This window comes from Enterococcus sp. AZ171 (assembly GCF_051714005.1).
Lineage (GTDB): Bacteria > Bacillota > Bacilli > Lactobacillales > Enterococcaceae > Enterococcus_B > Enterococcus_B pernyi.
This window is the reverse complement of sequence record NZ_JBIORA010000001.1, coordinates 239,726-264,404: the sequence shown is the minus strand read 5'-3', so window position 1 is coordinate 264,404 and position 24,679 is coordinate 239,726. Positions and strand designations below refer to the sequence as shown.

At 36.2% G+C, this 24,679-nt stretch carries 25 protein-coding genes, 1 pseudogene and 1 other annotated feature; of the genes and pseudogenes, 11 read left to right on the top strand and 15 right to left on the bottom strand.

Annotation, left to right across the window (positions count from 1 at the left end):
* Positions 1-147: 147 nt before the first annotated feature.
* Positions 148-528, top strand: a complete 381-nt coding sequence (locus IGJ49_RS01280; RefSeq protein ID WP_010736533.1) for a PH domain-containing protein — start codon at positions 148-150, stop codon at positions 526-528.
* Between the two features lie 98 nt (positions 529-626).
* Here the strand turns inward: IGJ49_RS01280 and IGJ49_RS01275 are convergent, their stop codons facing one another.
* The 6 genes from IGJ49_RS01275 to pepV all read right to left on the bottom strand — a co-directional run bounded on the left by IGJ49_RS01275 (position 627) and on the right by pepV (position 6,766).
* Positions 627-827, bottom strand: coding sequence for a hypothetical protein (locus tag IGJ49_RS01275; RefSeq protein WP_010736534.1), 201 nt, complete (start codon positions 825-827; stop codon positions 627-629).
* 135 nt (positions 828-962) lie between these two features.
* Positions 963-1,142: a hypothetical protein gene (locus tag IGJ49_RS01270; RefSeq protein WP_010736535.1), complete on the bottom strand. Its 180-nt coding sequence runs from the start codon at positions 1,140-1,142 to the stop codon at positions 963-965.
* A 270-nt stretch (positions 1,143-1,412) separates the two neighbouring features.
* Entirely contained in the window at positions 1,413-2,768 is a 1,356-nt protein-coding gene (locus IGJ49_RS01265) for a glycoside hydrolase family 1 protein (RefSeq protein ID WP_010736536.1), read from the bottom strand.
* Positions 2,769-2,825: 57 nt separating this feature from the next.
* Positions 2,826-4,157, bottom strand: coding sequence for a PTS sugar transporter subunit IIC (locus tag IGJ49_RS01260; RefSeq protein ID WP_023518975.1), 1,332 nt, complete (start codon positions 4,155-4,157; stop codon positions 2,826-2,828).
* Between the two features lie 170 nt (positions 4,158-4,327).
* Positions 4,328-5,038: a GntR family transcriptional regulator gene (locus IGJ49_RS01255; RefSeq protein WP_010736538.1), complete on the bottom strand. Its 711-nt coding sequence runs from the start codon at positions 5,036-5,038 to the stop codon at positions 4,328-4,330.
* A gap of 309 nt (positions 5,039-5,347) precedes the next feature.
* Positions 5,348-6,766 (bottom strand): dipeptidase PepV, encoded by a 1,419-nt coding sequence (gene pepV, locus IGJ49_RS01250; RefSeq protein ID WP_169058530.1) that lies wholly within the window; start codon positions 6,764-6,766, stop codon positions 5,348-5,350.
* 142 nt (positions 6,767-6,908) lie between these two features.
* On the opposite strand from pepV, the gene IGJ49_RS01245 reads away from it, so the two are divergent.
* The 4 genes from IGJ49_RS01245 (at position 6,909) to IGJ49_RS01230 (ending at position 9,306) form a co-directional block, all read left to right on the top strand.
* Complete coding sequence (locus tag IGJ49_RS01245; RefSeq protein WP_224434423.1) at positions 6,909-7,736, top strand: NAD(P)H-hydrate dehydratase; 828 nt, start codon at positions 6,909-6,911, stop codon at positions 7,734-7,736.
* Between the two features lie 14 nt (positions 7,737-7,750).
* The gene (locus IGJ49_RS01240) at positions 7,751-8,209 is read left to right on the top strand and encodes an acyl-CoA thioesterase (protein ID WP_010736541.1); all 459 of its coding nucleotides are present in this window, start codon (positions 7,751-7,753) and stop codon (positions 8,207-8,209) included.
* 68 nt (positions 8,210-8,277) lie between these two features.
* Positions 8,278-8,448 (top strand): hypothetical protein, encoded by a 171-nt coding sequence (locus tag IGJ49_RS01235; RefSeq protein ID WP_010736542.1) that lies wholly within the window; start codon positions 8,278-8,280, stop codon positions 8,446-8,448.
* A 183-nt stretch (positions 8,449-8,631) separates the two neighbouring features.
* Positions 8,632-9,306 carry a GntR family transcriptional regulator gene (locus IGJ49_RS01230; protein ID WP_010736543.1) on the top strand — a complete coding sequence of 225 codons (675 nt, stop codon included), beginning with the start codon at positions 8,632-8,634 and terminating at the stop codon, positions 9,304-9,306.
* A 70-nt stretch (positions 9,307-9,376) separates the two neighbouring features.
* Here IGJ49_RS01230 and IGJ49_RS01225 read toward each other — a convergent pair whose 3' ends face one another.
* The 3 genes from IGJ49_RS01225 to IGJ49_RS01215 all read right to left on the bottom strand — a co-directional run bounded on the left by IGJ49_RS01225 (position 9,377) and on the right by IGJ49_RS01215 (position 10,859).
* Positions 9,377-10,021: a hypothetical protein gene (locus tag IGJ49_RS01225; protein WP_438722205.1), complete on the bottom strand. Its 645-nt coding sequence runs from the start codon at positions 10,019-10,021 to the stop codon at positions 9,377-9,379.
* A complete protein-coding gene (locus IGJ49_RS01220) occupies positions 9,996-10,148 on the bottom strand; it encodes a hypothetical protein (RefSeq protein ID WP_438724029.1) in 153 nt (50 codons plus the stop codon). The genes IGJ49_RS01225 and IGJ49_RS01220 overlap by 26 nt, the downstream gene beginning before the upstream one ends.
* 531 nt (positions 10,149-10,679) lie before the next feature.
* A complete protein-coding gene (locus tag IGJ49_RS01215) occupies positions 10,680-10,859 on the bottom strand; it encodes a recombinase family protein (RefSeq protein WP_438722204.1) in 180 nt (59 codons plus the stop codon).
* A 423-nt stretch (positions 10,860-11,282) separates the two neighbouring features.
* Here IGJ49_RS01215 and IGJ49_RS01210 point away from each other — a divergent pair, with 423 nt between their 5' ends.
* Positions 11,283-11,828, top strand: coding sequence for a hypothetical protein (locus IGJ49_RS01210; RefSeq protein WP_438722203.1), 546 nt, complete (start codon positions 11,283-11,285; stop codon positions 11,826-11,828).
* 1,020 nt (positions 11,829-12,848) lie between these two features.
* On the top strand, positions 12,849-13,334 hold the full coding sequence (locus tag IGJ49_RS01205) for a hypothetical protein (RefSeq protein ID WP_438722202.1): 486 nt from the start codon (positions 12,849-12,851) through the stop codon (positions 13,332-13,334).
* 44 nt (positions 13,335-13,378) lie between these two features.
* Here IGJ49_RS01205 and IGJ49_RS01200 read toward each other — a convergent pair.
* Positions 13,379-13,924 (bottom strand): annotated as a pseudogene (locus IGJ49_RS01200) (tyrosine-type recombinase/integrase).
* Between the two features lie 229 nt (positions 13,925-14,153).
* Positions 14,154-16,805, bottom strand: coding sequence for an HAD-IC family P-type ATPase (locus IGJ49_RS01195; RefSeq protein WP_438722201.1), 2,652 nt, complete (start codon positions 16,803-16,805; stop codon positions 14,154-14,156).
* Positions 16,806-17,193: 388 nt separating this feature from the next.
* Between IGJ49_RS01195 and IGJ49_RS01190 the strand changes: the two genes are divergently transcribed.
* Positions 17,194-18,360, top strand: coding sequence for a tyrosine-type recombinase/integrase (locus IGJ49_RS01190; protein ID WP_438722200.1), 1,167 nt, complete (start codon positions 17,194-17,196; stop codon positions 18,358-18,360).
* 61 nt (positions 18,361-18,421) lie between these two features.
* Here the strand turns inward: IGJ49_RS01190 and rplT are convergent, their stop codons facing one another.
* The 3 genes from rplT to infC all read right to left on the bottom strand — a co-directional run bounded on the left by rplT (position 18,422) and on the right by infC (position 19,634).
* Positions 18,422-18,784 (bottom strand): 50S ribosomal protein L20, encoded by a 363-nt coding sequence (rplT, locus tag IGJ49_RS01185; RefSeq protein ID WP_438722199.1) that lies wholly within the window; start codon positions 18,782-18,784, stop codon positions 18,422-18,424.
* Positions 18,785-18,837: 53 nt separating this feature from the next.
* Positions 18,838-19,038, bottom strand: coding sequence for a 50S ribosomal protein L35 (rpmI, locus tag IGJ49_RS01180; protein ID WP_010736566.1), 201 nt, complete (start codon positions 19,036-19,038; stop codon positions 18,838-18,840).
* Between the two features lie 71 nt (positions 19,039-19,109).
* Entirely contained in the window at positions 19,110-19,634 is a 525-nt protein-coding gene (infC, locus tag IGJ49_RS01175; protein ID WP_010736567.1) for a translation initiation factor IF-3, read from the bottom strand.
* A gap of 43 nt (positions 19,635-19,677) precedes the next feature.
* Positions 19,678-19,807, bottom strand: a sequence feature (ribosomal protein L20 leader region).
* A 498-nt stretch (positions 19,808-20,305) separates the two neighbouring features.
* Between infC and IGJ49_RS01170 the strand changes: the two genes are divergently transcribed.
* Complete coding sequence (locus tag IGJ49_RS01170; protein WP_438722198.1) at positions 20,306-21,676, top strand: lytic polysaccharide monooxygenase; 1,371 nt, start codon at positions 20,306-20,308, stop codon at positions 21,674-21,676.
* Positions 21,677-21,808: 132 nt separating this feature from the next.
* Here IGJ49_RS01170 and IGJ49_RS01165 read toward each other — a convergent pair whose 3' ends face one another.
* Positions 21,809-22,465: a deoxynucleoside kinase gene (locus IGJ49_RS01165; protein WP_023518966.1), complete on the bottom strand. Its 657-nt coding sequence runs from the start codon at positions 22,463-22,465 to the stop codon at positions 21,809-21,811.
* A gap of 296 nt (positions 22,466-22,761) precedes the next feature.
* On the opposite strand from IGJ49_RS01165, the gene mvk reads away from it, so the two are divergent.
* Entirely contained in the window at positions 22,762-23,709 is a 948-nt protein-coding gene (gene mvk / locus IGJ49_RS01160) for a mevalonate kinase (protein WP_010736572.1), read from the top strand.
* Positions 23,702-24,679: a diphosphomevalonate decarboxylase gene (gene mvaD, locus IGJ49_RS01155; RefSeq protein WP_010736573.1), complete on the top strand. Its 978-nt coding sequence runs from the start codon at positions 23,702-23,704 to the stop codon at positions 24,677-24,679. The genes mvk and mvaD overlap by 8 nt, the downstream gene beginning before the upstream one ends.

The following is a 24,679-nucleotide window of genomic DNA, read 5'->3' as shown; positions in this document are numbered from 1 at the left end:
TGTTTAGTATGAATCGATCCAACTTAGACCTACATCTTCAATTTTTTCGTTCTTTTGAAGAATAAATTGATCGTTCATTCAAAACCTTTGTTACAATGAAATAGAAGTATCACTATAATTTTATCCTACGACTAAAGGAGTGCTTTTATGGGACTATTTGATGGCTTGATGGGAAATGCTACCCAAAAAGATACAACCAATATCACAAGAGAAGTTCAAGAAATCCTGATTCCAATGGAACAGGTAGAGTTAGCGTTCAAATTAGTACGTGATTTGATTATTTTTACCGACCGTCGGATGATTATCGTCGATAAACAAGGAATGACCGGTAAAAAAAGCGAATATAAATCGATCCCTTACCGTTCGATTTCACGTTTTTCGATTGAAACAAGTGGGCATTTTGATTTAGATGCCGAATTGAAAATTTGGATCTCTAGCGCAGAATTACCCGCTGAATCGTTACAATTTAGAAAAGATAAGAATATCATCGCTGTACAACAGGCACTTGCTGCAGCTGTTTTATCTTAAACTTACGATCATCACAAAGAGCCTCCACATCCAAAACTTGAAGAATTTTGGGTGTGGAGGCTGATTGTGCATTGTTGACGACTTATGCAAAAACGCTTCTAGAGACTTAAAATTTTATAATACATAGCCTTCATTTTTTGATCTTTTGTTCTTTTTTCTTTAAAGTCCATTTTTTCTAGTTTAAGTTTCTTCATATTTTTCTCTTTGATTTTATTGATTTCTGTAAAAGAACGTTGTTTGATACCCTCGATTTTTTGTCTTCTTTTCTCTTTTAACTTTTCTAGATCTTTTTCTCTCATCACGCTCTCCTTTCTTTCGAAGAAGTTTGGTTTCTAAGATTCACTGTGACCATACAAATCTAGAAAGTAGTATCAATCGAACAGGATGGCGGGACGTCCAAGTCTCTTCTATTCATATTCTAGATTTTTGAAAATTTATCTCTCTTTATTTTTTTCGCTTTGCACAATAGTCTGAGAATCACCACTGTGTAATACTTCTTTACTATCTTTAGTTACTTCTTTATTTCTGTCGACTTCATTTAATGCTTGCTCTTTAACTGATGCTAATTTACGCTGTTTTCTTTCTCTAAGCCCTTCCAATGTTTCGTGTTCCATCGTAATTCCCCCCTTTAATAATTATTCTATTGGATAAATGTCGAAAGAATGAACCAATTTTTTTTGAAAATAAAAAAAGTATTTCCTTCAAACTATAAAGTAAAAAATCCCGCCTAGATAGTCGCTTGTGAACATTCAGCAGACTAACTGTATTATTGATTCATCACTTAACTCTTCAAACAAATAAGAATATACAAAAAAAACTGCATGTATCCACTTGATCCAGCGAATACATGCAACTATCTATTTTGCTATTATTTACTCATCCTATCAGCCTTGCTCTTTTTGAAGAAATTCCTTGAACCAATAGAAGCTTTTTTTAGGTATGCGTTTCATATCACGTAGATCATGATTTCCTCTATTGACGTAAACCATCCCGTATCTTTTTTCCATATCACCTTTTGAGCTAGGTAGATCAATTAATCCCCAGCCAAGATAACCTAGTACTTCACAGCCGTCAATGCTCATTGCATCTTTCATTGCTTTAATATGTTGTTCATGGTAATAAATGCGGTAGTCGTCTTCAATAGGTGTATGGCCATCCCAATTTTCCTGCGTGCCTATCCCATTTTCAACGGGAAAAATCGGTAGATTGTATTTTTGATACATCTTGTTGATGATATCTCTAAAGCCAAGAGGATCAATTCCTAGATTCCAGTCATTCATCGAAACAAATGGATTTTCTACTTCACCATACGTCAAATAATAATTTGGTGCAACGTCTGCTGGAATATTTTTATGACTGATACTTCCTGTACAATAGTAACTGAACGCTAAATAATCACTTGTTAGTCTTCCGATTTCAGTAAGTTCTTCCTCTGTCATGTCTACATTCAAATACTGTTTTTCAAACGTCAAAACTTGTTTCGAATAACTACGCCCACAAAAAGCATCCAAAAGATTCTGGTTGATAAACTCATCCCATTCTCTCGCAATTAATACATCTTTGGGGTGATTTGTCGCAGGGTACATATTGGAATAGGCTAACATCCCACCGATTTGTCCATCTGTCGTTTCATGGATATAGTTGGCGATTTTGGCATGTGCGACCATGATATTATGCGCGATTTGATGAATGTTATCCGTTGTATTTTCAGTATTCAATGTTCCCCCGTATAATAGTGCCAACGGTGTTGAATACAAGTTTTGTTCATTGAAAGTTACCCAATACTTGACTTTATTCTTGTAACGATCCACCATTTTTTTCCCATATTCCACAAAAGCATCTACGACGTGTTTACTCATAAAACCATCGTAATTTTGTGCAAGATGGAGTGGCATATCAAAATGATAGAGACATAGCATGGGTTCAATATTCCGTTTTAGCATCGCATCGATATAATGATCATAAAATAAGAGACCCTCTTCATTGAATGCTCCATCACCTGTAGGATTGACACGTGACCAAGAAGTTTGAAAGCGATAAAAATTCATACCCATTTCTTGCATCAAATCAAGATCTTCTTCATATCTATGATAGCGATCAATCCCATGTTTCCAATCTGAAGTAGTTTCAGTCGCTTCACGAACGTCATAAACAGACAATCCTTTTCCGCCTTCCTTCCAAGCACCTTCAGTTTGCATACTTGAAGAGGAATCTCCCCAGAAAAATTTTTCCTTTACCATCTTATCATCCCAATCATCGTTCTATTTATCATTTGTCTATTTCCTTTTAGCAATCGTTTAAGAAAGACTCATCTCAGCATTTATACGAGCAACCCGTTCACTGATTTTCAAGAATGGAAGATAGAAGAAGACTAACGCAACGATAATAACTGCTTGAACAACAATTGCTCGCCAATCACCTGCTGTTGCTAAAAATCCACTTAAAAATGGTGGTGTCGTCCATGGAATTGGAACCACACATTGATTAACTAGTTCCATCGATGTTGCTAAATAGCCAATGGTCGTACCTACGATCGGTGATAATACAAAAGGAATGATCATCGGTAAGTTGAAGACGATCGGTAATCCAAAAATCACAGGTTCATTGATGTTGAAAATATTAGGGCCTAACGCCAACTTAGATAAATCTTTATATGCTTGATAGTGACTAAAAATCAATATTGCTATCACTAAAGCAATGGTCGAACCAGTTCCCCCCATCAAAGCGCCATATACTTGGTGGAACGCTGAGTTGATGATGTGAGGAGCAGCCTCACCATTCGCAGTAGCTGCCATATTCTCATTCATATTTACCATCAATAATGGATCTAGGATCGGACCAGTGATGACAGATTGGTGAATACCGAAAGAAAATAGTAAGTTGCCAAAGCAAACTAAAAATAAGTAACCAATAAATGAAGTACCTACACCACGTAACGGTTCTTGGATGAATTGCTCAATGATTCTCATAAAATCATTTCCTGTTAGTTGGATCAAAAATGAAGCAAAGGCAAACAATGAAACGACAATGATCAATGGGAACATCGTGTTAAAAGATTTTCCTACTGCTGGCGGAACACTATCTCCTAAGTTGACTTGCAACTTTTTAGAACGTGTCAGACGAATGTATAGCTCTGTTGCCAATAATCCAGTAATGATTGCAGCAAATACTCCTTTTGAACCAATATTTCCGTAACTGATGACTCCACTGATTTCCACAGCCGTTTCCGCATTGATCGGTGTTGTCTCGATCATTGTTGGGAGTAACGTCAAAAATGCTGGAACAACAGCGATCACAACGCCGATTGGATTATCAAACCCTCTATTTTTTGACAAGAAATAGCCAATGGTGAGTACAAGAATAATCCCAGTGATATTAAGGGTCGAGTTCGTAATGATCGATCCCCAGTTTTGCCAAGATGCCATTGTGTCCGCGCTAATCATATTTTGGAACCAACCTGACGGATCTAACACTACCGAATTAATTAAAATAGCAATACCTGCTAAAATAAATAAAGGCATGATAGTAGCAAATGAATCACGCAGTGTTCTTAAATAAATTTGATTGCCGATTTTTTGAGCTGTTAAAACAAATCTTCCCATCAAAGCTTCCCTTTTTTTCTCATCCATTTATTTATGCCTCCTGAATTGTCTAAAGTTGTATATCAACTTCTAATACAGAATATCACCTGCAATAACTTTTGTAAATACATAATTAAAATTAGTATACACTTATTTGTCGACGAAAGAAAAAAGACCACACTTGATCGTGACAAGCACAGTCTTTTAAGCATTATGATCTAATTGATGTCTGCTACTATTTTTCCTGACGTATAGGGATATCTTGTCTTAGATAGATCAAACGGCGTACCATCATCAAAAAAGACGATCTGATTGGTTTCCAAAATCGGGTCGCCTACCTCGATCTCAAACTCTTCACTATCTAAATGATTTGCCTTTGAAGCAATGATCACTCGACGGGCCGCACTAACCACATAACCTAACTCTTCTCTGATATAGTTATAGATGGACCCCTTTAAAATCTCTTCGTCCAAATTTTTGATGTACTTAAGAGGCATGATAGATGTCTCTATACTTCTCGCCTCTTCATTGACATATCTCACTCGTTTAATATCATAGACCGGATCAGTCGCCTTTATTTTCAATTCTTCAGACTCATAAGAAGTGGGAAAACGCACATCAAAGCGGATGATTTTACTAGTCACCGCCGTCCCTTCTTGAGCAGAAGTCCCAAATACGCTATTGATCTGGGTCACACTCTCATTGTCCTTTTTTATGTTGCTCCTAACATATGTCCCCGATCCCCGTCTTGTGTAAAGCAAAGATTCATCAATCAATAACTGTATCGCTTTTCTGACAGTTACTCGACTCGTATTATAGGTTTTTGCCAATGCTTCTTGGTTTGGTAATAGCTCGCCTTCTTTAAATTCACCCTCGATAATCTTATTTTTCAAAGAACGAGCAATTTCGATGTATTTAGGCATATTCATTTCACCCCCCAAAAAAAAATTTGTATACGCTTATTATATTAATAGAATAACAAGAAAATGTAAATAACCTTTACAACTTTAACTAACAAATAAACAAATGACTAGTCAGGAAGACGTTTATTCATTTATTAACATATCCGCTTTTTGGAATCCAAAAAAAGCCTTCAGAGAAGCCCAATTCTCTGAAGGCCAGGTGTCACTCAAGTCTTTGTCATTTGTTGCCTAATGATTTTATCATGTTATATCTAAGATAGGCGTACAACTATTTCTGACTTTTGTAATGAATGTTGAAGTACGAATAAAGATGATTTACTTTGCCAAACGGTAGATGGCATCTGCATAAATCGCTGTAGCACGGAATAAGTCATCTAGACTCATAAATTCATTTGCTTGGTGCATTGTATCTGTGTAGCCTGGAAACATTGCGCCATACGCAACACCGCGTTTTAATAAGCGTCCGTATGTGCCGCCACCGATGATTTGTTCGTAGCCTTTTTCGCCGGTATGATCTTCGTAGACTTGTAATAATGTTTCAACCAACGGATCATCCATTGGTACATAATGTGGTTCCATTACACGGGCACCACGAGTAACTGACGCACCTTCGTCTGCTACTGTTTTGTTCAGTTTGCTTTCTAATTCATCTGTGGTTGTGCCTTTAGGAAAACGGAAGTTCATGTTGATATAGTTATCGTCTTCTGAACCATTTTCTTTAAACGCAAACAACCCAGCGTTCATTGTTAGTTTACCCATTTTTTCGTCTTCGTGGGCAACGCCTAATTTCTCACCATAAAAGTCTTCATGGACGTAAGTAGCTGCCACATGGATGAATTGTTTAGCTGCACCAATAAATTCATAATCATCAAGGAAGCTCGCTAAGAAAGAGCCGGCATTGATCCCAGATTGTGGGCTTGCGCCATGTGCCCCTTTTCCGACTACGTTGATCGTAACAAATGTATGCTCTGCTTCGATCGAACCGTTGATTGGGTTTGCTTCAATAAATTCATAAAATGCCTTTTCTAAAGCAACTGCTGCATCTGCGCTTGGTACTTCGATTTTTGCAATCGCTGTTCCTGGCACCATGTTTTCACGTAAACCTGACGTAAATGATTTCAATACATAGTCACCGGCATTATCGCCTTTAAAACGGAATGCGAAAGAAACATTGCCTTTTTCTCCGTTGATGATCGGAAATTCCGCATCTGGTGAGAAACCGAAATCAGGTTCTTCTTCATGTTCAAAGTAGTAAGCCATATCTGCCCAACCACTTTCTTCGTCACTACCTACGACAAAGCGAACTTTTTTCGATAATTCTAAATCTAGGTCTTTGATGATTTTCATCGCATAATAGGCAGCCATACTTGGTCCTTTGTCATCACTTGACCCACGAGCAAAGATTTTTCCGTCTTTGATCACTGGTTCGTAAGGATCAGTATCCCAACCATCGCCAGCAGGCACAACATCCATATGCCCAAAAATCCCTAAGGTTTCGTCTCCTTCACCTAGATCGATGTGTCCTGCGTAATTGTCCACGTTTTTTACAACGAAGCCATCACGTTCACCATAAGCAAGCATGTGTTTCAATGCGTCACGAGGCCCAGGTCCAAATGGTGCATCTGCAGTTGCTTTTGAATCATCACGTTCACTGCTTACGCGTAAAAGATTTTTTAAGTCTTCAAGCAAGTCTTCTTTACGTGCTTCGACTTCTTTTTGCCAATTGATTGTCATAAAGTTACTCCTCCACTCATTCAGTCTACGAGTTCATCATAACATAAATCAGACAAATTGTTTAAAAAATCAGACAACGGATAAACGAAACAGTTTTTTCCCTAAATATTATGGGCTATAATGAAAAAAAGGAGGTTTTCTCATGGAATTAAATGAACGATTACTCCAACAAGTGATTACTCCTCGTCCTGTGGAATCCCATAAAGGTACGTTTGGAAAAGTCGTACTGATTGGCGGAAATGAACAGTTTGGCGGTGCGATCATCATGAGCGCTTTAGCAGCTGTCCATAGTGGGGCTGGCTTGACAACTGTTGTAACAGATCCTAATAATCACGTGACCGTCCATAGTCATTTACCAGAGGCAATGGTAGGGGATTGGACAAATAAAGAAACATGGCATTCGGCTTTTGAAGATGCCGATGTCTTACTGATTGGTCCGGGATTAGGGACCAACCAACAAAGCCTTGAACTTCTGCAATTTGTCCTGACAAATCAAACAGAAAAACAATGGTTAGTCATTGATGGTTCTGCTTTGACACTGCTCGCTACGTATTCGCTGGAGCTTCCTTATCCAGAGCATACCGTTCTCACACCCCATCAAATGGAATGGCAACGCGTCAGTGGATTGCGTTTAGATGAGCAATCTGAAGAGAATAATCAGCAGAAGCAACAAGAATTAGGGGCATCTCTGGTTTTAAAAAGTCATCAAACAACGATCTATGGGCAAAATGGCATCTATTACAATACAGCAGGTTCACCAGCTATGGCAACAGGTGGTATGGGGGATACGTTAGCTGGCATGATTGCTGGTTTTTTAGCTCAGTTTCCAAAAAATGACCAAACGATCAGTGCCGCTGTCTATTTGCATAGCTTTATCGGCGATCAATTAGCAAAAGAGCAGTATGTCGTTTTACCGACTCAAATCAGTCAGTACATCCCAAAATGTATGCATTATTTTAGTCAAAGATAAGAAGGAGCATAACAATGGAAAAATATACCGGCTACCTTAGAGAGCCTTTTTATTATGAAACCGATCAAATGGGTATCATTCACCACAGCAACTATATCCGCTGGTTCGAAGAAGCACGTGTTGCCTTGTTAGAACACTTGGATTTTAGTTACAAGAAAATCGAAGAACAAGGCATCATCATCCCTGTACTAGGCGTAAGTTGCGAATACAAAGAGATGATCCGTTATGGGGACAAAATCTTGATCCAACCGATTATCGAAAGCTACACAGGCACACGCTTGAATTTCCGTTATGAGATCTACGACACAGAAGATCAGCGTTTACGGACGACCGGTACAAGCCAGCACTGTTTCTTACTTGCAGAAAATCAACGTTTAGTCAAACTAAGCCGTGTCAACCCTAGCTTGGATAGTCTGTTTAAAACTTATGCAAACATCGACGCAGCCCCTGATTCTGCAACAGAAATAAAATAAAAAATAAGTGTTTATTCTTGCCTTTTAACCCCCGATTTGTATAATGGAAAGAAAAAAAGCAGGTGATTATGATGTATGTCGTGAAAGTACTACACGGTTATATTGATAAAACTGGCTGTCGCACACGTGAAAAAAACCCGGAAAACTTGCTTGTCTTCAAAGACAAAAAAGAATCAGAAACCTTTGCCAATCAAATCGGTGGTCGTGTCAAACAACTGCAGGAAGTTCGCCCAGATTGACTGTTGCTTTCGTGAAAGGATGAGATGTTCGCACTATGGATATGTATTGAAAAGAGTCGACAAACCAATTGTTTGCGGCTCTATTTTTGTGTTTCCGTTCGCTGTTCCTATTGCTTCCTCCCTTATTCTGTTCCTAGTAAAGGATATGCTATACTGGATATAACTTTTTGAAAGGGGTGTTCTATGGGGAACAATTTGCAACAACAAGCATACGAAGCTATCAGACAACAAATCATCTATTCTGAATTAGCTCCAGGGAGTAAGATTTCCGACAGAATCTTAGAAGAACAACTAACGATTGGACGCACGCCAATTCGAGAAGCATTGATCCAACTTAGAAATCAGGAATTGATCAAAACAATTCCTCAATCCGGTACATATATCTCAAAAATCGACATACGTTCCGCAGACTTGGCACGTTACATGCGAGAAAAATTAGAACAACCGATTTTACAAGAGTGCAGTGCTAAAATGAACGATACCGCTCATCAACGCTTGGAGATGATTTTAGAACAGACGGATCAAGCCATCTTGGCACAAGACAAAAAAACCTTCTTTCTTTTGGATAAAGCCTTTCACCAAATGTGTTACAAAGTTGCGGGGAAAGAAGAAATATGGACTTGGCTTGAAAGCTATAGCACTCACTTAGATCGTTTCCGTTGGTTGCGTTTGACGATTTCTGAATTAGATTGGGGCCGTGTATTAGATGAACATCAAATCTTATTGAGAGCCATGAAAGAACACGCACTTGATGAAGTGGGATTTCTTTGTAACCTCCACCTCCATATGATCATTGAGGAACAAGAACAAGTGATCCTTCATTATCCGAATTATTTTGAAGCATCCTCTGAAGGATGATTCAAAAGAGGCGTAACGCTCCGCAATTTTTAGGAACGTTTGCGCCTTCTTTTGCCTTATTCAAATAGATTTACAATGACTGAACAAGTCGCTCACAGAGTAGAGGATCATACGGCCAAATCATAGCGACTTCTAACACATATGGTGAAAATCCTACGTTATTCAACTTCTCCGAAAAGCTCATCGCTGCAATCTCACTCAATGTTCGGATCTTAGACTGATGGCGATACCCAAAAAATCGCCATAGTTCTACAGTTTTCTGTTGGGTATACAATGTAGGATCGCATGTTTCAAGATGATGATATAATTCATGAGCTAAAATCAAAGAAGCCACTTGTTCCAGTGGGAGAGCAGTGATCTTTTCCTGTTCAAACTTCTGGATTGGTTCTGTCATTAAACAGATCCCCGTTGTTTCATCGTAAGTGGCGAGTGTCAAACGATCATCCCGCCATGCTGTTTCTCCATAGGAGATAGCGACATTTAATGTACGACAAAGCGCATGAATATTTTTTGTACAGTACTTTCGATAAATCACTTCTGCTAACCTTTCTCCACATTGTCTCGCCAGTTCTCCCCACGCTCGTTGCTCAGAAAGTGAGAGTTTCCCTACTAAAATCTCTCGTTTAAATTGATAATCACACCACTGTTGATCAGAAATCGTCATTAATTCTAAAATCAACTCATCTAGTTTACTTTTGCTTGATATTTCCCGCAATCACGATCACTTCTTCCGCTGGATCCAACATCGCAATTTCTAACTCCATCAAGAGTTGTAGTTGTTCAAATTCTGTCGCTGAAGGCATTGTTAATACTGGTCGCTTCTTCATTTTAGCAATTTCCATTACACCACCATCCCACGCATGATCATCAAAGAAACATTGACACCGGCAGCTCGAACGGAACGTTCGTTAAAAACAAACAAAAAAAGCTGATATTTCCGAATACAAAAATTCAGATTTATCAACTATTCTATGTATTTATATTTTTTGTACTTCATCGGTAACAAACGAACGTTCGTTATCGGTAATTATTATATCAGATTCTATATAATGATGAAACAATCATTTGGTTAACTGATACCGTTTATATATATACAGTTTTGACACAAACCTCACACTTTTCTGCAATTTCTTTTTGCGTTAAATTTGTTTCTACATATAACTTTTTAATTTTATTAATCGTTCTTTGGTCTAATCCTTTGTTGCCTAATTGAATCCCAGTTTATTTTAAAATTGCTAATGCTTCCTTTGTTCGTTCAGATAGATAATCTGCTTCAAGCTCGGCAATTGCTGATAAAATAGTAAAAATAACTTTTCACATACTTGTTGATGTCTCAACTTTTCTTTAATACAGATTAAATGAATATCTCTTTCTTATAATTCACTCATGATATTGACTAGTTGCTTTGTGAAACGCCCTAGCCTATCAATTTTATAAATTATAAGTGTATTCCCAGTTTCTAATATTTTTAGCATTCTAGTTAGTTCTTTTCTATTCTCTTTTCTACCAGATATCTGTTCAATAAAAAAACAAGCAATTTTATAGCGATTCAAGGCTTATTTTGAACTTCTATCCCTAGATTTTAATTATTTTTACTTGTTCGGATATAACCTACTACTTTGTTTTTCATATAAAATCCCCCCTTCCTATTATGAATTTCAGTTTATTTTAAAAAACTGTATTTAACTAAAAAAATATCCTAACATACTTTCAATGCTAGGATATTTGAAACTCATTTAAATATAGAGGTTATTTAAAATGTTTATCGTCAAGGTCTTTATATTATTACATCCTAATAAGAAGTTGTCGAGCTAATCACTTGTGCCTTTACTTTTCTATTATTATTCAGAAAATACCACAAAAGCTCTTATATATAAAGGAATAAGCAAAATTAAAAACACTCTATAAATTTGTAAATCTAATAGAAATTGCTATAATTTGTAACTACAATAAAATAACAGAAAGGAGGACATTTCATGACAAATGGAACAATTCAAGGACACTTCGTAGTCATTGGAATCGTAATATTTGGTATTTTCACATTAATAAGTTACTTACTACTTAGAGATACTTTAAAACCTAATCTATCAAGTATATTTACTGATGGACTTACTCAATCAAATTGTGCAGTTAATGGAGAGGATGAATCAACCCCTTTATGCAATCCTAAATTCAACAATTCTTTTAAAATTAATCAATACGTAAATATTGGATTTATTGATGATAACAATGTTTTTGGAACAACAGTTTTTCCAGAAATTTGGTCTGCTACAGATTCTTCTACTAGAACGATTAATATGAAACCATATCTTGATAAAGGAGCTTCATTAAATATTGAAAAAGGTCTAGTAGAAATTTCTACAATAAATGATACAGGTGTCTATGTAAAAGAAGACTATCTAAATAATGGCTTTGACTCAGATAAATCTAGAAAATTATATGTAAGTATTAATCAAGAACCTGATGTATATTTAGGTTATTCATATTATCCAAACATTACTTGGGTAAAAATAAAGAACTAAAATTAAGAATTGGGGAATTGAACACAATCAAGTTCACTTACAAAAATATCTATGGTGGAAAGACCATTTATACTTTCCAAGTTAAAATAGTTAATGAATAAATTATACCCTAACAAAATTTGTTAGGTTTTTTTGTCAACAAATAGAGATATGTCGTTCAAATTTTTATCCCTAGAAAATGGATGGTATAATGAAGGGGTACGTAGGATTTTGATACTTTTATATTGGGATACTTTTCAATGGATAGTTTTGAGAATTAACTCATTTTTATCATTTTCCCCTTCATAAACCCTATATTTGTTTACATCATATCTCCCTACATAAACCCTTCTTCAACCCTAAAAAAGAGTTTTTTTTTGGAATTAACAGATGATAACAAAATGAGAACTTTTTGAAAACTATATCATTTTTGAGGTAAATTCGGAAAAATTGCAATGGAAACCTCCATAAAATTTTAGAAACAGCTGCGTAATCAGAAAATAAAAAAATTTTCTATCTACCATCACCAAATGGTAGATAGAAATGAGAGAGAAACTTATGAGCTCGAGGGCTTCTAATGGATAGTTATGAAAATATATACTCTTTAAAAATTTAACAGATAAAAATATAGGAGGAAGTGAATATAAACACACTTTTTGTAAACAATCGGGCAATTGATTCTGAGGAATTGATAGACATCATAATCAATGCAAATGGAATATATGAGAAAACATTGATTAAGCTATTGCAGTATAATCGTATCAGCTTAGAGGCACGGCTAAAGACCTGAAAAAAGAATAAAATAATATCCAGAGAAAAATTAAACAAACATTTTTATTATATTGATAGCTATGACCTGAAAAATATGAAAGAGTTAGATTTACAGGAAATGGTTGTTCAAAATTTAGTTTCGATAGGCTTATATCCCCATAAAATTCAAGTAGCTGATTCACTAAATAAGAATAAACAGCTCTATCTTTCAGTATATACTTCAGGTAAATATAACTTTAAAAATGATGAAGCTATAAAAAACTTGCAAATATGCGAGTCAATCAATTATCTTATTTGGTGGATAGAAAGTATTTTAGTCAGTTTATCATCAACGAATTAACTAAATTGCCAATTAGAGTATCTTCTTTTTCAGATACCTTACAAAAACGCTATTATACAACTTCTTTAGATACTGTTGATATATTAGCTATTCCAACTAAAGAATTTATCCCTGCTATACAATCTAATTTAGGAGATGTCTCGTTTAGAAATTTGGAAAATAATACCACGCTTATCAAGAATGATATTTTGATTTACCTAAATGATTCTAACAAACTCTGTTACTTTGTGAAAGAAAAGAATCAATATACATTACGAGCAATTTATTCAGTAGTTGACTTCTTCGATTATTTAACCTTGCACAAGAATTCTAAAGATGCCATTTATCTTTCTGATAATAGAACTGAATATGATAATGCAGATGACTTGTATTCTCAAAGCTATATGAATAAAGAAAAGTATAATACTGTTCAATAAAAAAGATAAGCGAAAACCACAACCTTAATGGATTGTAGTTTTATTTACTTAAATGGGTCAAAATCTTCTAACTTTGCCTTAATACCTTCCTCTTCAATTCCTGCACCTCAAAGTTATTGCTTGACTACTATGATTTAAAATCTTCATTAATGTGACGATATCACCTTTATTTTGTTTTAGAAAGAAATAAGAGTATAATCTAGACCTAAGCTATCTGCAACTTTCTGCAGGATTTTATAATATTGATGACTGGCTAAACATCCACTACTATCTATTGGACTTGTAAAAAGCCACTCAGATTCAGCATCATGTTCTGTATTCAAATAATCAATAATATTTGATGTTAATGATTTCAGATGAAGAGTTCTTTTTTTCCCAGTCTTTATTTCAATAATTTCTGTCTGTATTTTATTATTCACGTCAGATACCTTTAAGTTTAATATATCTGAAATCCGTAACCCTGTCTTTATTCCAATTGCCATAATTAAATAATCTCTTTTTGCGTGTTTCCCCTTTTTTAATTCTTTTTCAAATTGATTCAATATTTTTTTGTCTTTAATTGGCTTGAAATTAATCATTTTTTGTCCCATGAATTACCTCCCTAATGTGCTATATTTATGAACACTTATAGTATATTTCAATATAAAAGTATCCATTTCCCTATAAATCAAAAATAGAATGTTGATAGAATAGGATTCTTAATGAATAACAATTACAAAAGTATCCCTATTAAGGTCCGTTATAGCATCATTAATAAAGGATAGCAAATTTGTAGAACATCAAAAAGGTATGCAAGTGACAGCATACCTTTTTATCTATTTATTTTTTTAGCCGAATAAGTTTATCTATTTCAGTTATCAGCAAAATAATTATACCTGATGCAACCGAAATTCCCCATGCTAACATGGACATATCTTCCGTGTAAAAAACAGACTGCATGAATGGAACATAAGTCAAAATTAGCTGCAGAATAATCATAATCGAAATTACCAAGAAGGCTTTAGGATTACTAAAGAAACTTTTTGAAATTACTGGCTGATTAGTACGAATATTAAATAAGTAGAATATTTTACTCAAGACTACAATATTAATCATCATAGTACTAGCAACTGCCTGACTAACTCCTTGTGTTAATAACCATTCATAAGAAACTATACTTATTAAAGCCATTATTATGGATACATATGCCATTTGCCATATATCATGGGCATTTAATAAGCGATTCCCTGTTTTACGTGGTTTCCTAGTCATAATCCCTTCTTCTGCAGGTTCAAAGATAAAAGCAAATTGAATCGTAATTGCTGATACCATATTAATCCATAATAATTGTGTTGGTTGTAATGGCATTTCTTTTTGCATCAAAATTGTAAAAGCAATGATTAAACCTTCAGCAAAAGATGTTGGCAGAAGGAATAATATGCTCTTCTTGATATTATCGTAAATTCTTCTACCTTCTCTGATGGCTACAGACATTGTTCCAAAATTATCATCTGTTAGAATCATATCCGCAGAATCTTTTGCAACATCTGTTCCTTTCATTCCCATGGCTACACCAATATCAGCTTTCTTTAAAGCAGGAGCATCATTGACACCATCACCCATCATCGCAGTTACTTTTCCACTTTCTTGTAAAGCTTCCACAATATCCATTTTATTTTTTGGTGTGGTTCTTGCAAATACTTGATTATACAACACTGCATTCTTAAACTCTTCGTGTGACATACTGTCAAGTTCCGCACCAGTGACCACGTTTATCTTAGGAGCTAAACCAAGTTTTTCACCTATCGCTTTAGCTGTTAAAGGGTGGTCCCCCGTTATCATTTTGACGTGAACACCTGCATGATTCATTTCTTCTAAAGCTTGAATAACTTCTTCTCTTGGAGGGTCAATAATTCCTGCAATTCCCAGTAAGTTTACGCCCTGACTAAGTAATTCATGCGTCACTTCTTCAATATCAGAAGAGACCTTTTTGAATCCAACAGCAACAACTCTTTTTCCTTCCTCAGAAAGTTCTGATACTTGTTGAAACCAATATTTCTCATCAAATGAAGAATCAAAAGATTGTGCCATTGGAAAAAGTTTATCGGGAGAACCTTTTATAAAAATAATCCGTTCTTTGTTACTATTTTCGACAAGCTTTGCCATGTATCGATAATCCGAATCAAAAGGTAACATGTCTATTTCTTCATAGTCTGGTTTCTCAGGATAAGAATATTGCTTATAAAACAACGTTAAGAAAGAACCATCCGTAGGCTCTCCATTAATTGTCCAACGGTCCTCTTCTTTCACCAGCACCGTGTCATTAGCTTCAAACCCAGCTTCTAAAAACAATTCAAGTTGGTTATCGACTACAACTGGAGAATCATTATGAAGAATCTCTCCTTTGGGTTTGTATCCATCTCCTGTCACTTGAAGATATTTTTTATAAAAAATAATATCTTTCACAGTCATTTCATTTTTAGTTAAAGTTCCAGTTTTATCTGTAGCTACAACATCTACAGAGCCTAATGTTTCTACAGCAGGCAAGGTCTTAACTATTGTGTTCTTGTTCTTAGCCATATCACTCACACCCATTGCTAGAACAACGGAAGTTGTGGCTGGTAACCCCTCAGGGATAGACCCCACAATCATTGTAACTACGGCAAGAGATAGCACTGACAAAGAATACGTCTCTAAAATCAAACTAAAAACAAACAAAGCTATTGCTACACCCATTATGACATAAGTAATTCCTTTACCCAATCCATCTATCTCTTTCATGAGTGGAGTTTTTCTAGTTTCCGTGTGATTAACATCAGTTGATATTTTTCCTATTTCAGTCTTTTCACCAACTGCAGTTACAACTCCTATGCCACTACCAGAAGTAACAGAAGTTGAAGCAAAAGCTAAATTAACTCTTTCAGCAAGTGGTATGTCTTTCGATTCTAAGGATTCTTCAGTCTTCTCTACAGAATCAGGTTCACCAGTCAGAGTAGATTCTTGAATCCTCAAATTATCGGCTTCAACGATTCTCAAATCTGCTGGAACATTATCACCGGCTTCTAAAAAAACGACATCGCCAACAACTATTTCTTCAGATGGTATGTCTTTTCTAACACCTTCTCTATATACTGTAGCTTCTGAAGACAACATTTCTTTGATTCGTTCTAAGGCATCAGAAGCACTTGCCTCTTGATAATATCCTATTAGTGCATTTACAATAACTACTAATGCAATAATGATCGCATCTGATGTATGTCCCATCATTAATGTCAGCAATGCTGAGAACATTAAAATATAAATTATCATGTTGTTAAACTGTCGAAGAAGGAGTTTCCATTTTGGTACCTTCTTCGACTCTAGTTTATTTAAACCATTTATGATTAAACTTTCTTCAACTTGTTCATTATTTAAACCATTTTCTAAATCAGATAATTCATATTCCTCTAAAACGTCTTTAACATCCATTTGATATATATTTTTTTTATTCATAATTGTTTTATCTTCTCCTAATTGCCTAAATTTTTACAACACAAATAAGCCCATCGTTACACTAGCTAAAAGACCTAGACCGATGCACCTATATAATCTATTCAATTAAGAAATAGGATAAGCATACTAAGATTTTCTGCTCTCCATCTTCCGAGTCACTTGTCAAGTAAACCACCTCCAATCAATTACACTATACAATGATACATGAAAGATATAAAAACTGCAATTTTTATATTTGTTATGCGTTATTGAGAATTTATATTATCAAATTAACGTTTAAGTAAATTCAAGTGTTCTAATTCTATTTTTCCATCCATTCTCGAGATTTCTTTTCAGATATCGTATAATATTCTCAACTTTATCCTATGCCATAAAAAGGAAAATTTTTATGGCACAAATTAAACCATACAAAAAACAAGATGGCACTATCAATTATATGTTTGATTTTTATGTAGGCATCAATCCTAAAACTGGGAAGAAACAGAAAACAACTAGAAGGGGGGTTAAAACAGAGGAAGAAGCTAGTTTAGCATTAGCGGAATTAAGTCTTTTGGTTGCAACTGAACAGTATGTACCTAAGAAACACCGTACCTTTAATGAAATTTTCACACTATGGTATAAGCAGTATTGCAACTTAGTAAAGGAAAGCACTACAGTTACAGCTAAATGTGAATTCAAGTATGCTATATTGCCAAAATTTCAAGAAATGAGAATCCAAGACATTACTCCAATTTATTGTCAGCAAATAGTAAATGAATGGTATAAAGATAAATCAAAAAGAGCTAGTAGGTTTATTTACTATTTTAATAGAGTAATGGAACATGCTATGTTCTTAGAATTAATCTATCAAAACCCAATGGCTAATGTTAAAAAACCAGTAACCAATCTTAATTTAAATCAGTATGAAGAGTTTTCAAATTTTTTTACTAAAGAAAAATTAATCGAGTTTCTGAGATTTACAAAAGAAAATTTTGATTCTGAAAGATATGCCTTTTTTAGAACATTGGCATTTACTGGATTACGCAAAGGAGAAGCATTTGCTTTAGCTTGGGAGGATATTAATTTTGACGAGAAGTATTTAGAAGGAACTAAAACTGTTGCTAAAGGAGACAGAAACAAAACCCTAATTCACCCACCGAAAACAAAGGCTGGTTTTAGAAGAATAAGCTTGGACGATACCACATTAGTAGCTTTTAAAACATGGCAGGAAAAACAAGCAATAAAATTTGATTTACCTAAGCTAAATCCTAAACAGATTATTTTTTCTAATTACAAAAATACTTATCTCGAATCAGGTATAACTAAAGAGTGGTTTTTAACGATTCAGAGATTGTATAGGAAAAAGACTGGTAAAGAAATCAAAACAATCACAATGCACGGTTTTAGGCACACACATGCAAGTCTGTTATACAAAGCAAATATCCCAATTAAAGAAGCTCAAGAAAGACTTGGACATTCTAATGTGAAAACGACACTGAACATTTACACTCACTTATCCAAAGACCAAAGAGATAAAACAGCTAATCGTTTTGCTGAATTCATGAATGAAATATAACAAAATGCAAAATAAAAAACCCACTGATTATAGTGGGTTCGGGGTATTCAAAAGTTGCCTATTACTTGTTTTCTAGGGCTTTTGAGGCTTGGTCAGCTAATGCAGTAAATGCTGCTGCATCATGGACAGCCAAGTCAGCTAACATTTTGCGGTTGATGTCGATTTCAGCTAATTTCAAACCGTGCATCAATTTTGAGTAGCTTAAGCCATTCATACGAGCCGCTGCGTTGATACGAGCGATCCACAATTTGCGGAAGTCGCGTTTCTTTTGACGACGATCGCGATATGCGTAGTTGTATGAATTCATTACTTGTTCTTTTGCTGTTTTAAATAAAGTGTGTTTTGAACCGTAGTAACCTTTTGCTAATTTCAGCATTTTTTTGCGACGTTTACGAGTTACTGTTCCACCTTTTACACGTGCCATGTATAATTCCTCCTAATAAAAATAAATCTTTAAATTTCAATTATTTTACGTTCTTATTTCATTTTTGCTAGTTGTTGACGAATACGTTTGAAATCGCCACTAGAAACCATGCGCGCTTTACGTAATTGACGGCGTTGTTTTTTAGTTTTGCCGTGGAAACGGTGACTTGTAAACGCACGGAAGCGTTTCAATCCGCCTTTACCAGTACGTTTGAAACGTTTTGCTGATCCGCGGTGTGTTTTTTGTTTTGGCATGACTATATTTCCTCCTCAAAATCTTTCGTTATCCGACTATTGACTGTCCAACAATCAGTTAGTCATTCAAATTACTTACTGTCGTTTTTCGGTGCCAGCGTCAAGAACATGCTGCGTCCGTCCATTTTCGCTTTTTGTTCCACTGTTGCAATATCAGCAGTTTCTTCAGCTAAGCGATCCAAGACTTTTTGACCAATTTCTTTGTGGGTAATGGCACGGCCTTTGAAACGGATAGAAGCTTTCACTTTATCGCCTTTCTCTAAGAACTTACGTGCATTACGAAGTTTTGTATTGAAGTCATTCAAATCAATCGTTGGACTTAAACGAACTTCTTTTACATTGATCACTTTTTGTTTTTTACGCGCTTCGCGGTCTTTCTTTTGTTGCTCGAAACGGTATTTTCCGTAGTCCATGATTCGCGCTACTGGTGGTTTCGCACCTGGAGCAACTAACACAAGATCCAAGTTTGATTGTTCTGCAATTTGCAATGCTTCTGCTTTTGACTTAACTCCTAATTGCTCACCATCTGAACCGATCAATCGTAATTCACGTGCACGAATGCCGTCGTTAACCATCATATCCTTTGCTATGGTCATTCACCTCCAAATATTATGAGAGAAAGAAAAGCTTACCGAATGAACGGCAATAAAAAAACGAGTTCTTTTGATAGAACCCGCACGTACTCCACCTATACTACATATAGATGAAAACTATCTAGCCCAGTGACTGTATCAACTAAGGCGAGAAGCGGGTGCTTCTGCTTTTATTTCTCAACTTAATTATCATACCAAATCTATTTCTTTTTGTCAATCATTTCTTCACTTTTTTCTATTTAATCGTAGCAGTTCTTCTTCTCATACAGCTCAGCAATTAGATATTTTTGTTACTTCCCTTATCACCAATCGAATCTGTCACCCTTCTGCTACTACCTCATTTACGTTTTATATAATTTCACTTTTTTTATTTTAAGATAACTAAAATAGAATCTGAACAAAATCATTCAATTCTTAATCCCAAGAAATATTTTTTTATAAAAAAATGTTCTCATTTTCCAAATATGGTACCTAAATCCTTAAAAAATCAACGTTATAACAAATCATACTATTTATGTTTCTATCATTTTTTTACCTACACATCGGTATAAACTGATTCGTAACTATTCATTTTATTTGATAATCTTAATCCCAGATAACACAAAAGAGAGATAATTACGAAATTCGTTTTTTATTATTCGTTATCTAAATCTTATTTACATATGGAGGAAAAAATGAAAAAACAAATTTTTGGTACAGTTTTATGCTCGGGGATTTTATTTGGAGCAAGCTTAACGATTGGGGAACAAGACGCTTCTGCTCACGGTTATGTCGAATCACCGATCAGTCGTGCGTATCAAGGACACTTAGACCGTAATGTTAATTTATCCGCTGCAGCAGCAAAATATGGTCCAGTGATTTATGAACCACAATCATTAGAAACTGCTAAAGGCTTCCCAGCAGCTGGCCCTGCTGACGGACGCATCGCTTCTGCAAATGGTGCAGTTGGAGGAAGCTTCTTACTAGATAACCAAACAGAAACGATGTGGACAAAACAAAACTTAGATACTGGTGTGAATACATTCAGATGGCGTTATACACAATCTCACCGTACCACTAAATGGCATTATTATATTACTAAAGTAGGTTGGAACCCAAATGAGCCCTTAAAACGTAGCGATTTGGAATTATTAGCAACTATCGATCATCACGGGGCACAAGCTTCGACTAATCCATCGCATTCAGTGAATATACCAAAGGATCGGCTTGGTTACCATGTCGTTCTAGCTGTTTGGGATATCCATGACACAGGCGCTGCATTCTATCAAGTAGTCGACGTCAACTTGAAAGGTGATTCAGCAATTCCAGTAGCACCAACAGCACCACAAAACGTTCGTGCGACGAATGTGACTTCTTCAACTGTCCAATTAGCTTGGAACAGCCAAGCGAATACTGCCTCTTACAACGTTTACCGTGATGGCGTATTGCTTGGAAACACAACAACACCAGATTTCAGTGATACAAACTTAACTGCGGATACATCTTATAATTATGAAATCGAAGCAGTTGGACAAACTGGCTTAGTCTCTGCTAAAACAGCTTTGACAGTAAAAACTACAACAGAAAATACACAAGAAAAACCAACTACACCAACTCACTTACACTCGATGGGTCAAACAAGTTCAAGTGTTTCATTGATGTGGGGCGCTTCTACTCATTCAAAAGGAATCAAACAATACAACATCTACCGTAACAATCAATTGATTGGTTCAACAAAAGAAACAGAATACGAAGTGTCTGGATTAGCTGCAAACACTACCTACTCATTCGTGGTTCGCGCAGTCAGCAATACGGATGAACTATCTGATGCAAGCAATGCGTTATCTATTACGACAGATCGCGATGACAATGGCGGTGACGGGGGTGGTGAAGTCACTCCAGGACGTCAATGGACAGTAGGAAGCTTATTCGCACCGGTTTCTTATACAGCCGGTGAAGAAGTTGTTCACAACGGTGTGACATATATCACTTGGCAATCTCACTTGAACTATGGTGATACAAACTGGGCACCAGGCATTGCTCACTCATTATTTTACCCTAAATAAATCAACTCACTACCCTTTATTCGACTAAACAACGATTCAAATAAGCAAGAGGCAATCACTCATTTGTGGTTGCCTCTTTTTTGTGATTTTTTATTCGGACAATTCAAAGTTCCACTTAAGTCAGAACATTTTTTATATGCTGACTTCTTCACGGATCTCCATTAGTTTTTCTTCAATCATTTGTAACACTTGTACTCTAGCTGCTTCATCTTCCACAAAGTTCAAACAGTCACCGTCGATTTGGATCTTAGGACTTTCATCGTAAGCTTCATACCATTCATCATAACGGCGATTCAATTCTTGATAATACTCATAGAGACTAGGGTCAAAAGAAAGTTGTTCATATGCCCGCCCTCTTTTTTCGATCCGTTCTAACATGGTTGAAAAAGATACGCGAATATGAACCAATAGATCGGGATGTTTTTTCGATGCCGCATAGGGCAATTCTTCCATCATGTTCGCCAATAATTCATCGTAGACTTGGACTTCTGTCGCTGTCGCTCGACCAAGATCTGCATTTAAATGAAATAATAATGAATCTTCATAGATCGAACGATCTAACACATTGTTATCCTCTTGCATCGCTTGCTTGATACTTGCAAATCGCTTATTCAAAAAATAAATTTGCAATAAAAACGCATATTGTTCAGGGTTTGCATAAAACAAAGGCAATACTTCGTTGTCATCGATTGATTCGTAAAATGCCTGACTCTTAAAATGATCAGCAATCATTTTTGTTAAGCTTGATTTCCCTGCTCCTATCGTTCCTGCTAAAACAATCACACTCATTTCCCTCCAACTCACTTCTCCCACTAAATACAGTGTTTTTTTTTCATGTTTCTAAATATAACCCCAATATCTTGTGGTGTCAAACGAAATAGACAAGATTCTTTCCTATGAAAAATCAAAATTTTATTAAGAAAATCACGTTTTTTGTCGAGAAATCGTATTCTTTATTTTACTTCTTGACTGGTTTTAGTAAAATAAAGAAGGACTGTTTTTTTGGACAAACATTGCGCACATAGTAATAGGCGCTTTATTTTTTGTTAAAAAGCTACTCTTAGAGGAAAAGAAGGAGTTGTATTATGGCAATTCATGGCCAAGGGGAATCGAGTGGAAAACTGATTTTAATGGGTGAGCATGCTGTCGTTTACGGCGAGCCTGCCATTGCCTTTCCGTTTTATGCAACAAAAGTAACAGCTACACTTGAAGCACTCCAATCATTCAATAAAGATCAACTTATTTCTTCCTACTATATAGGAAATTTACATGATGCACCACATGCGTTGAATAATATCAAACAGCTGATTGCTGGTCTGAAAACTCACTACCATGTGCAAGACACCTTGCGTTTAACGATTGAGAGCACCATCCCTGCAGAACGTGGGATGGGTTCCAGTGCAGCCGTAGCCACCGCGATCACACGAGCTTTTTATTCCGCCTATGAGTTGCCATTATCACGAGAACAATTATTGGCACATGTGCAAGTTTCTGAAAAAATCGCACATGGAAACCCCAGTGGAATCGATGCTGCCGCAACAAGTGGATTTGAACCGATTTATTTTACAAAAGGCCATCCTTTTGATTATTTTGCGTTGAATATTGATGCTTTCTTGATTGTCGCTGATACGGGAATCAAAGGACAAACACGTGCAGCAGTGAAAGATGTCGCACACCTTTTTGAGAAAGATGCGCAGAAAACTGGACAAAAAATCCAACAACTAGGATACTTGACGAAACAAGCTAAAAAAGCAATTATCGACAATTCGCCAGAAAAGTTAGCTGAAGCAATGAATGATGCCCAGCGCATTCTAAAAAGTTTGACGATCAGTAATGACTTTTTAGATACTCTGATTGCTACCGCACGTGCTGCTGGCGCTTTAGGAGCAAAATTGACCGGTGGCGGACGTGGTGGATGTATGATTGCCTTAGCACAAACAAAAACAGAAGCTCAAGAAATCAGCCACGCACTAATACAAGCAGGCGCAGCTGAAACTTGGATTCAAGGATTAGGAGTACATACCTATGCTTAGTGGTAAAGCCCGTGCTTATACAAATATCGCCTTGATCAAATATTGGGGCAAAAAAAATGAAGAATTGATTCTTCCGATGAACAACAGTTTATCTCTCACTCTCGATGCTTTCTACACAGAAACCGAAGTGATTTTTTCAGATTCGTTCACAGACGATCTGTTCTATTTAGATCATGAATTACAAACAGAAGCAGCCACCAAAAAAGTCAGTCGCTTCCTTGATCTTGTACGCATACAAGCGAATACAAATAAACGCGCAAAAGTGATCAGCCATAACTTTGTTCCAACAGCCGCAGGGTTAGCTTCTTCTGCAAGCGGTCTAGCTGCGTTAGCCGGCGCCTGTAATGAAGCCCTAGGACTAGAATTGGATAAACAATCCCTGTCCAGACTAGCTCGTCGCGGCTCTGGCTCTGCTTGTCGTAGTATTTTTGGTGGCTTCGTGGAATGGGAAAAAGGGCATGATGACCAAACTTCATATGCGCAACAAATCCCTTCTAATGGATTTGAAGACGAACTCGCCATGGTATTTGTATTGATCAATGATCAACAAAAAGATGTATCTAGTCGTGATGGAATGCGCCGAACAGTGAAAACTTCACATTTTTATCAAGGGTGGCTTGATTCAGTCGAAACAGATCTACGGGAGCTGAAACAAGCAATCGCTGAAAAATCGTTCCAAAAAATGGGCGAAATCATGGAGCGAAATGGGTTAAAAATGCACGGCACCACGTTAGCGGCTAATCCACCCTTCACCTACTGGTCTCCAGATAGTCTGAAGGCGATGCAAACGGTTCGTGAACTACGTGCTTCAGGCATTCCTTGCTATTTCACGATGGATGCAGGCCCAAACGTCAAAGTATTAGTTGAAAAGAAAAATCAAACGGCTGTTCAAGCAAAATTCATTGAATTATTTAGTCGTCAACAAGTGATTCTTGCTCATGCTGGGCAAGGAATCACGATTATTGAATAA

Bases quoted from the DNA above. Each gene is read 5' to 3' on its own strand.
- IGJ49_RS01210 (WP_438722203.1), top strand. From the start codon at position 11,283: ATGACAAATGGAACAATTCAAGGACACTTCGTAGTCATTGGAATCGTA.
- rpmI (WP_010736566.1), bottom strand. From the start codon at position 19,038: ATGCCAAAACAAAAAACACACCGCGGATCAGCAAAACGTTTCAAACGT.
- rplT (WP_438722199.1), bottom strand. From the start codon at position 18,784: ATGGCACGTGTAAAAGGTGGAACAGTAACTCGTAAACGTCGCAAAAAA.
- infC (WP_010736567.1), bottom strand. From the start codon at position 19,634: ATGACCATAGCAAAGGATATGATGGTTAACGACGGCATTCGTGCACGT.
- mvaD (WP_010736573.1), top strand. From the start codon at position 23,702: ATGCTTAGTGGTAAAGCCCGTGCTTATACAAATATCGCCTTGATCAAA.
- IGJ49_RS01205 (WP_438722202.1), top strand. From the start codon at position 12,849: ATGCGAGTCAATCAATTATCTTATTTGGTGGATAGAAAGTATTTTAGT.
- IGJ49_RS01230 (WP_010736543.1), top strand. From the start codon at position 8,632: ATGGGGAACAATTTGCAACAACAAGCATACGAAGCTATCAGACAACAA.
- IGJ49_RS01195 (WP_438722201.1), bottom strand. From the start codon at position 16,805: ATGAATAAAAAAAATATATATCAAATGGATGTTAAAGACGTTTTAGAG.
- IGJ49_RS01260 (WP_023518975.1), bottom strand. From the start codon at position 4,157: ATGGATGAGAAAAAAAGGGAAGCTTTGATGGGAAGATTTGTTTTAACA.
- mvk (WP_010736572.1), top strand. From the start codon at position 22,762: ATGGCAATTCATGGCCAAGGGGAATCGAGTGGAAAACTGATTTTAATG.
- IGJ49_RS01240 (WP_010736541.1), top strand. From the start codon at position 7,751: ATGGAAAAATATACCGGCTACCTTAGAGAGCCTTTTTATTATGAAACC.
- IGJ49_RS01280 (WP_010736533.1), top strand. From the start codon at position 148: ATGGGACTATTTGATGGCTTGATGGGAAATGCTACCCAAAAAGATACA.
- IGJ49_RS01190 (WP_438722200.1), top strand. From the start codon at position 17,194: ATGGCACAAATTAAACCATACAAAAAACAAGATGGCACTATCAATTAT.
- pepV (WP_169058530.1), bottom strand. From the start codon at position 6,766: ATGACAATCAATTGGCAAAAAGAAGTCGAAGCACGTAAAGAAGACTTG.
- IGJ49_RS01235 (WP_010736542.1), top strand. From the start codon at position 8,278: ATGATGTATGTCGTGAAAGTACTACACGGTTATATTGATAAAACTGGC.
- IGJ49_RS01265 (WP_010736536.1), bottom strand. From the start codon at position 2,768: ATGGTAAAGGAAAAATTTTTCTGGGGAGATTCCTCTTCAAGTATGCAA.
- IGJ49_RS01275 (WP_010736534.1), bottom strand. From the start codon at position 827: ATGAGAGAAAAAGATCTAGAAAAGTTAAAAGAGAAAAGAAGACAAAAA.
- IGJ49_RS01220 (WP_438724029.1), bottom strand. From the start codon at position 10,148: ATGGAAATTGCTAAAATGAAGAAGCGACCAGTATTAACAATGCCTTCA.
- IGJ49_RS01255 (WP_010736538.1), bottom strand. From the start codon at position 5,038: ATGAATATGCCTAAATACATCGAAATTGCTCGTTCTTTGAAAAATAAG.
- IGJ49_RS01245 (WP_224434423.1), top strand. From the start codon at position 6,909: ATGGAATTAAATGAACGATTACTCCAACAAGTGATTACTCCTCGTCCT.
- IGJ49_RS01165 (WP_023518966.1), bottom strand. From the start codon at position 22,465: ATGAGTGTGATTGTTTTAGCAGGAACGATAGGAGCAGGGAAATCAAGC.
- IGJ49_RS01270 (WP_010736535.1), bottom strand. From the start codon at position 1,142: ATGGAACACGAAACATTGGAAGGGCTTAGAGAAAGAAAACAGCGTAAA.
- IGJ49_RS01170 (WP_438722198.1), top strand. From the start codon at position 20,306: ATGAAAAAACAAATTTTTGGTACAGTTTTATGCTCGGGGATTTTATTT.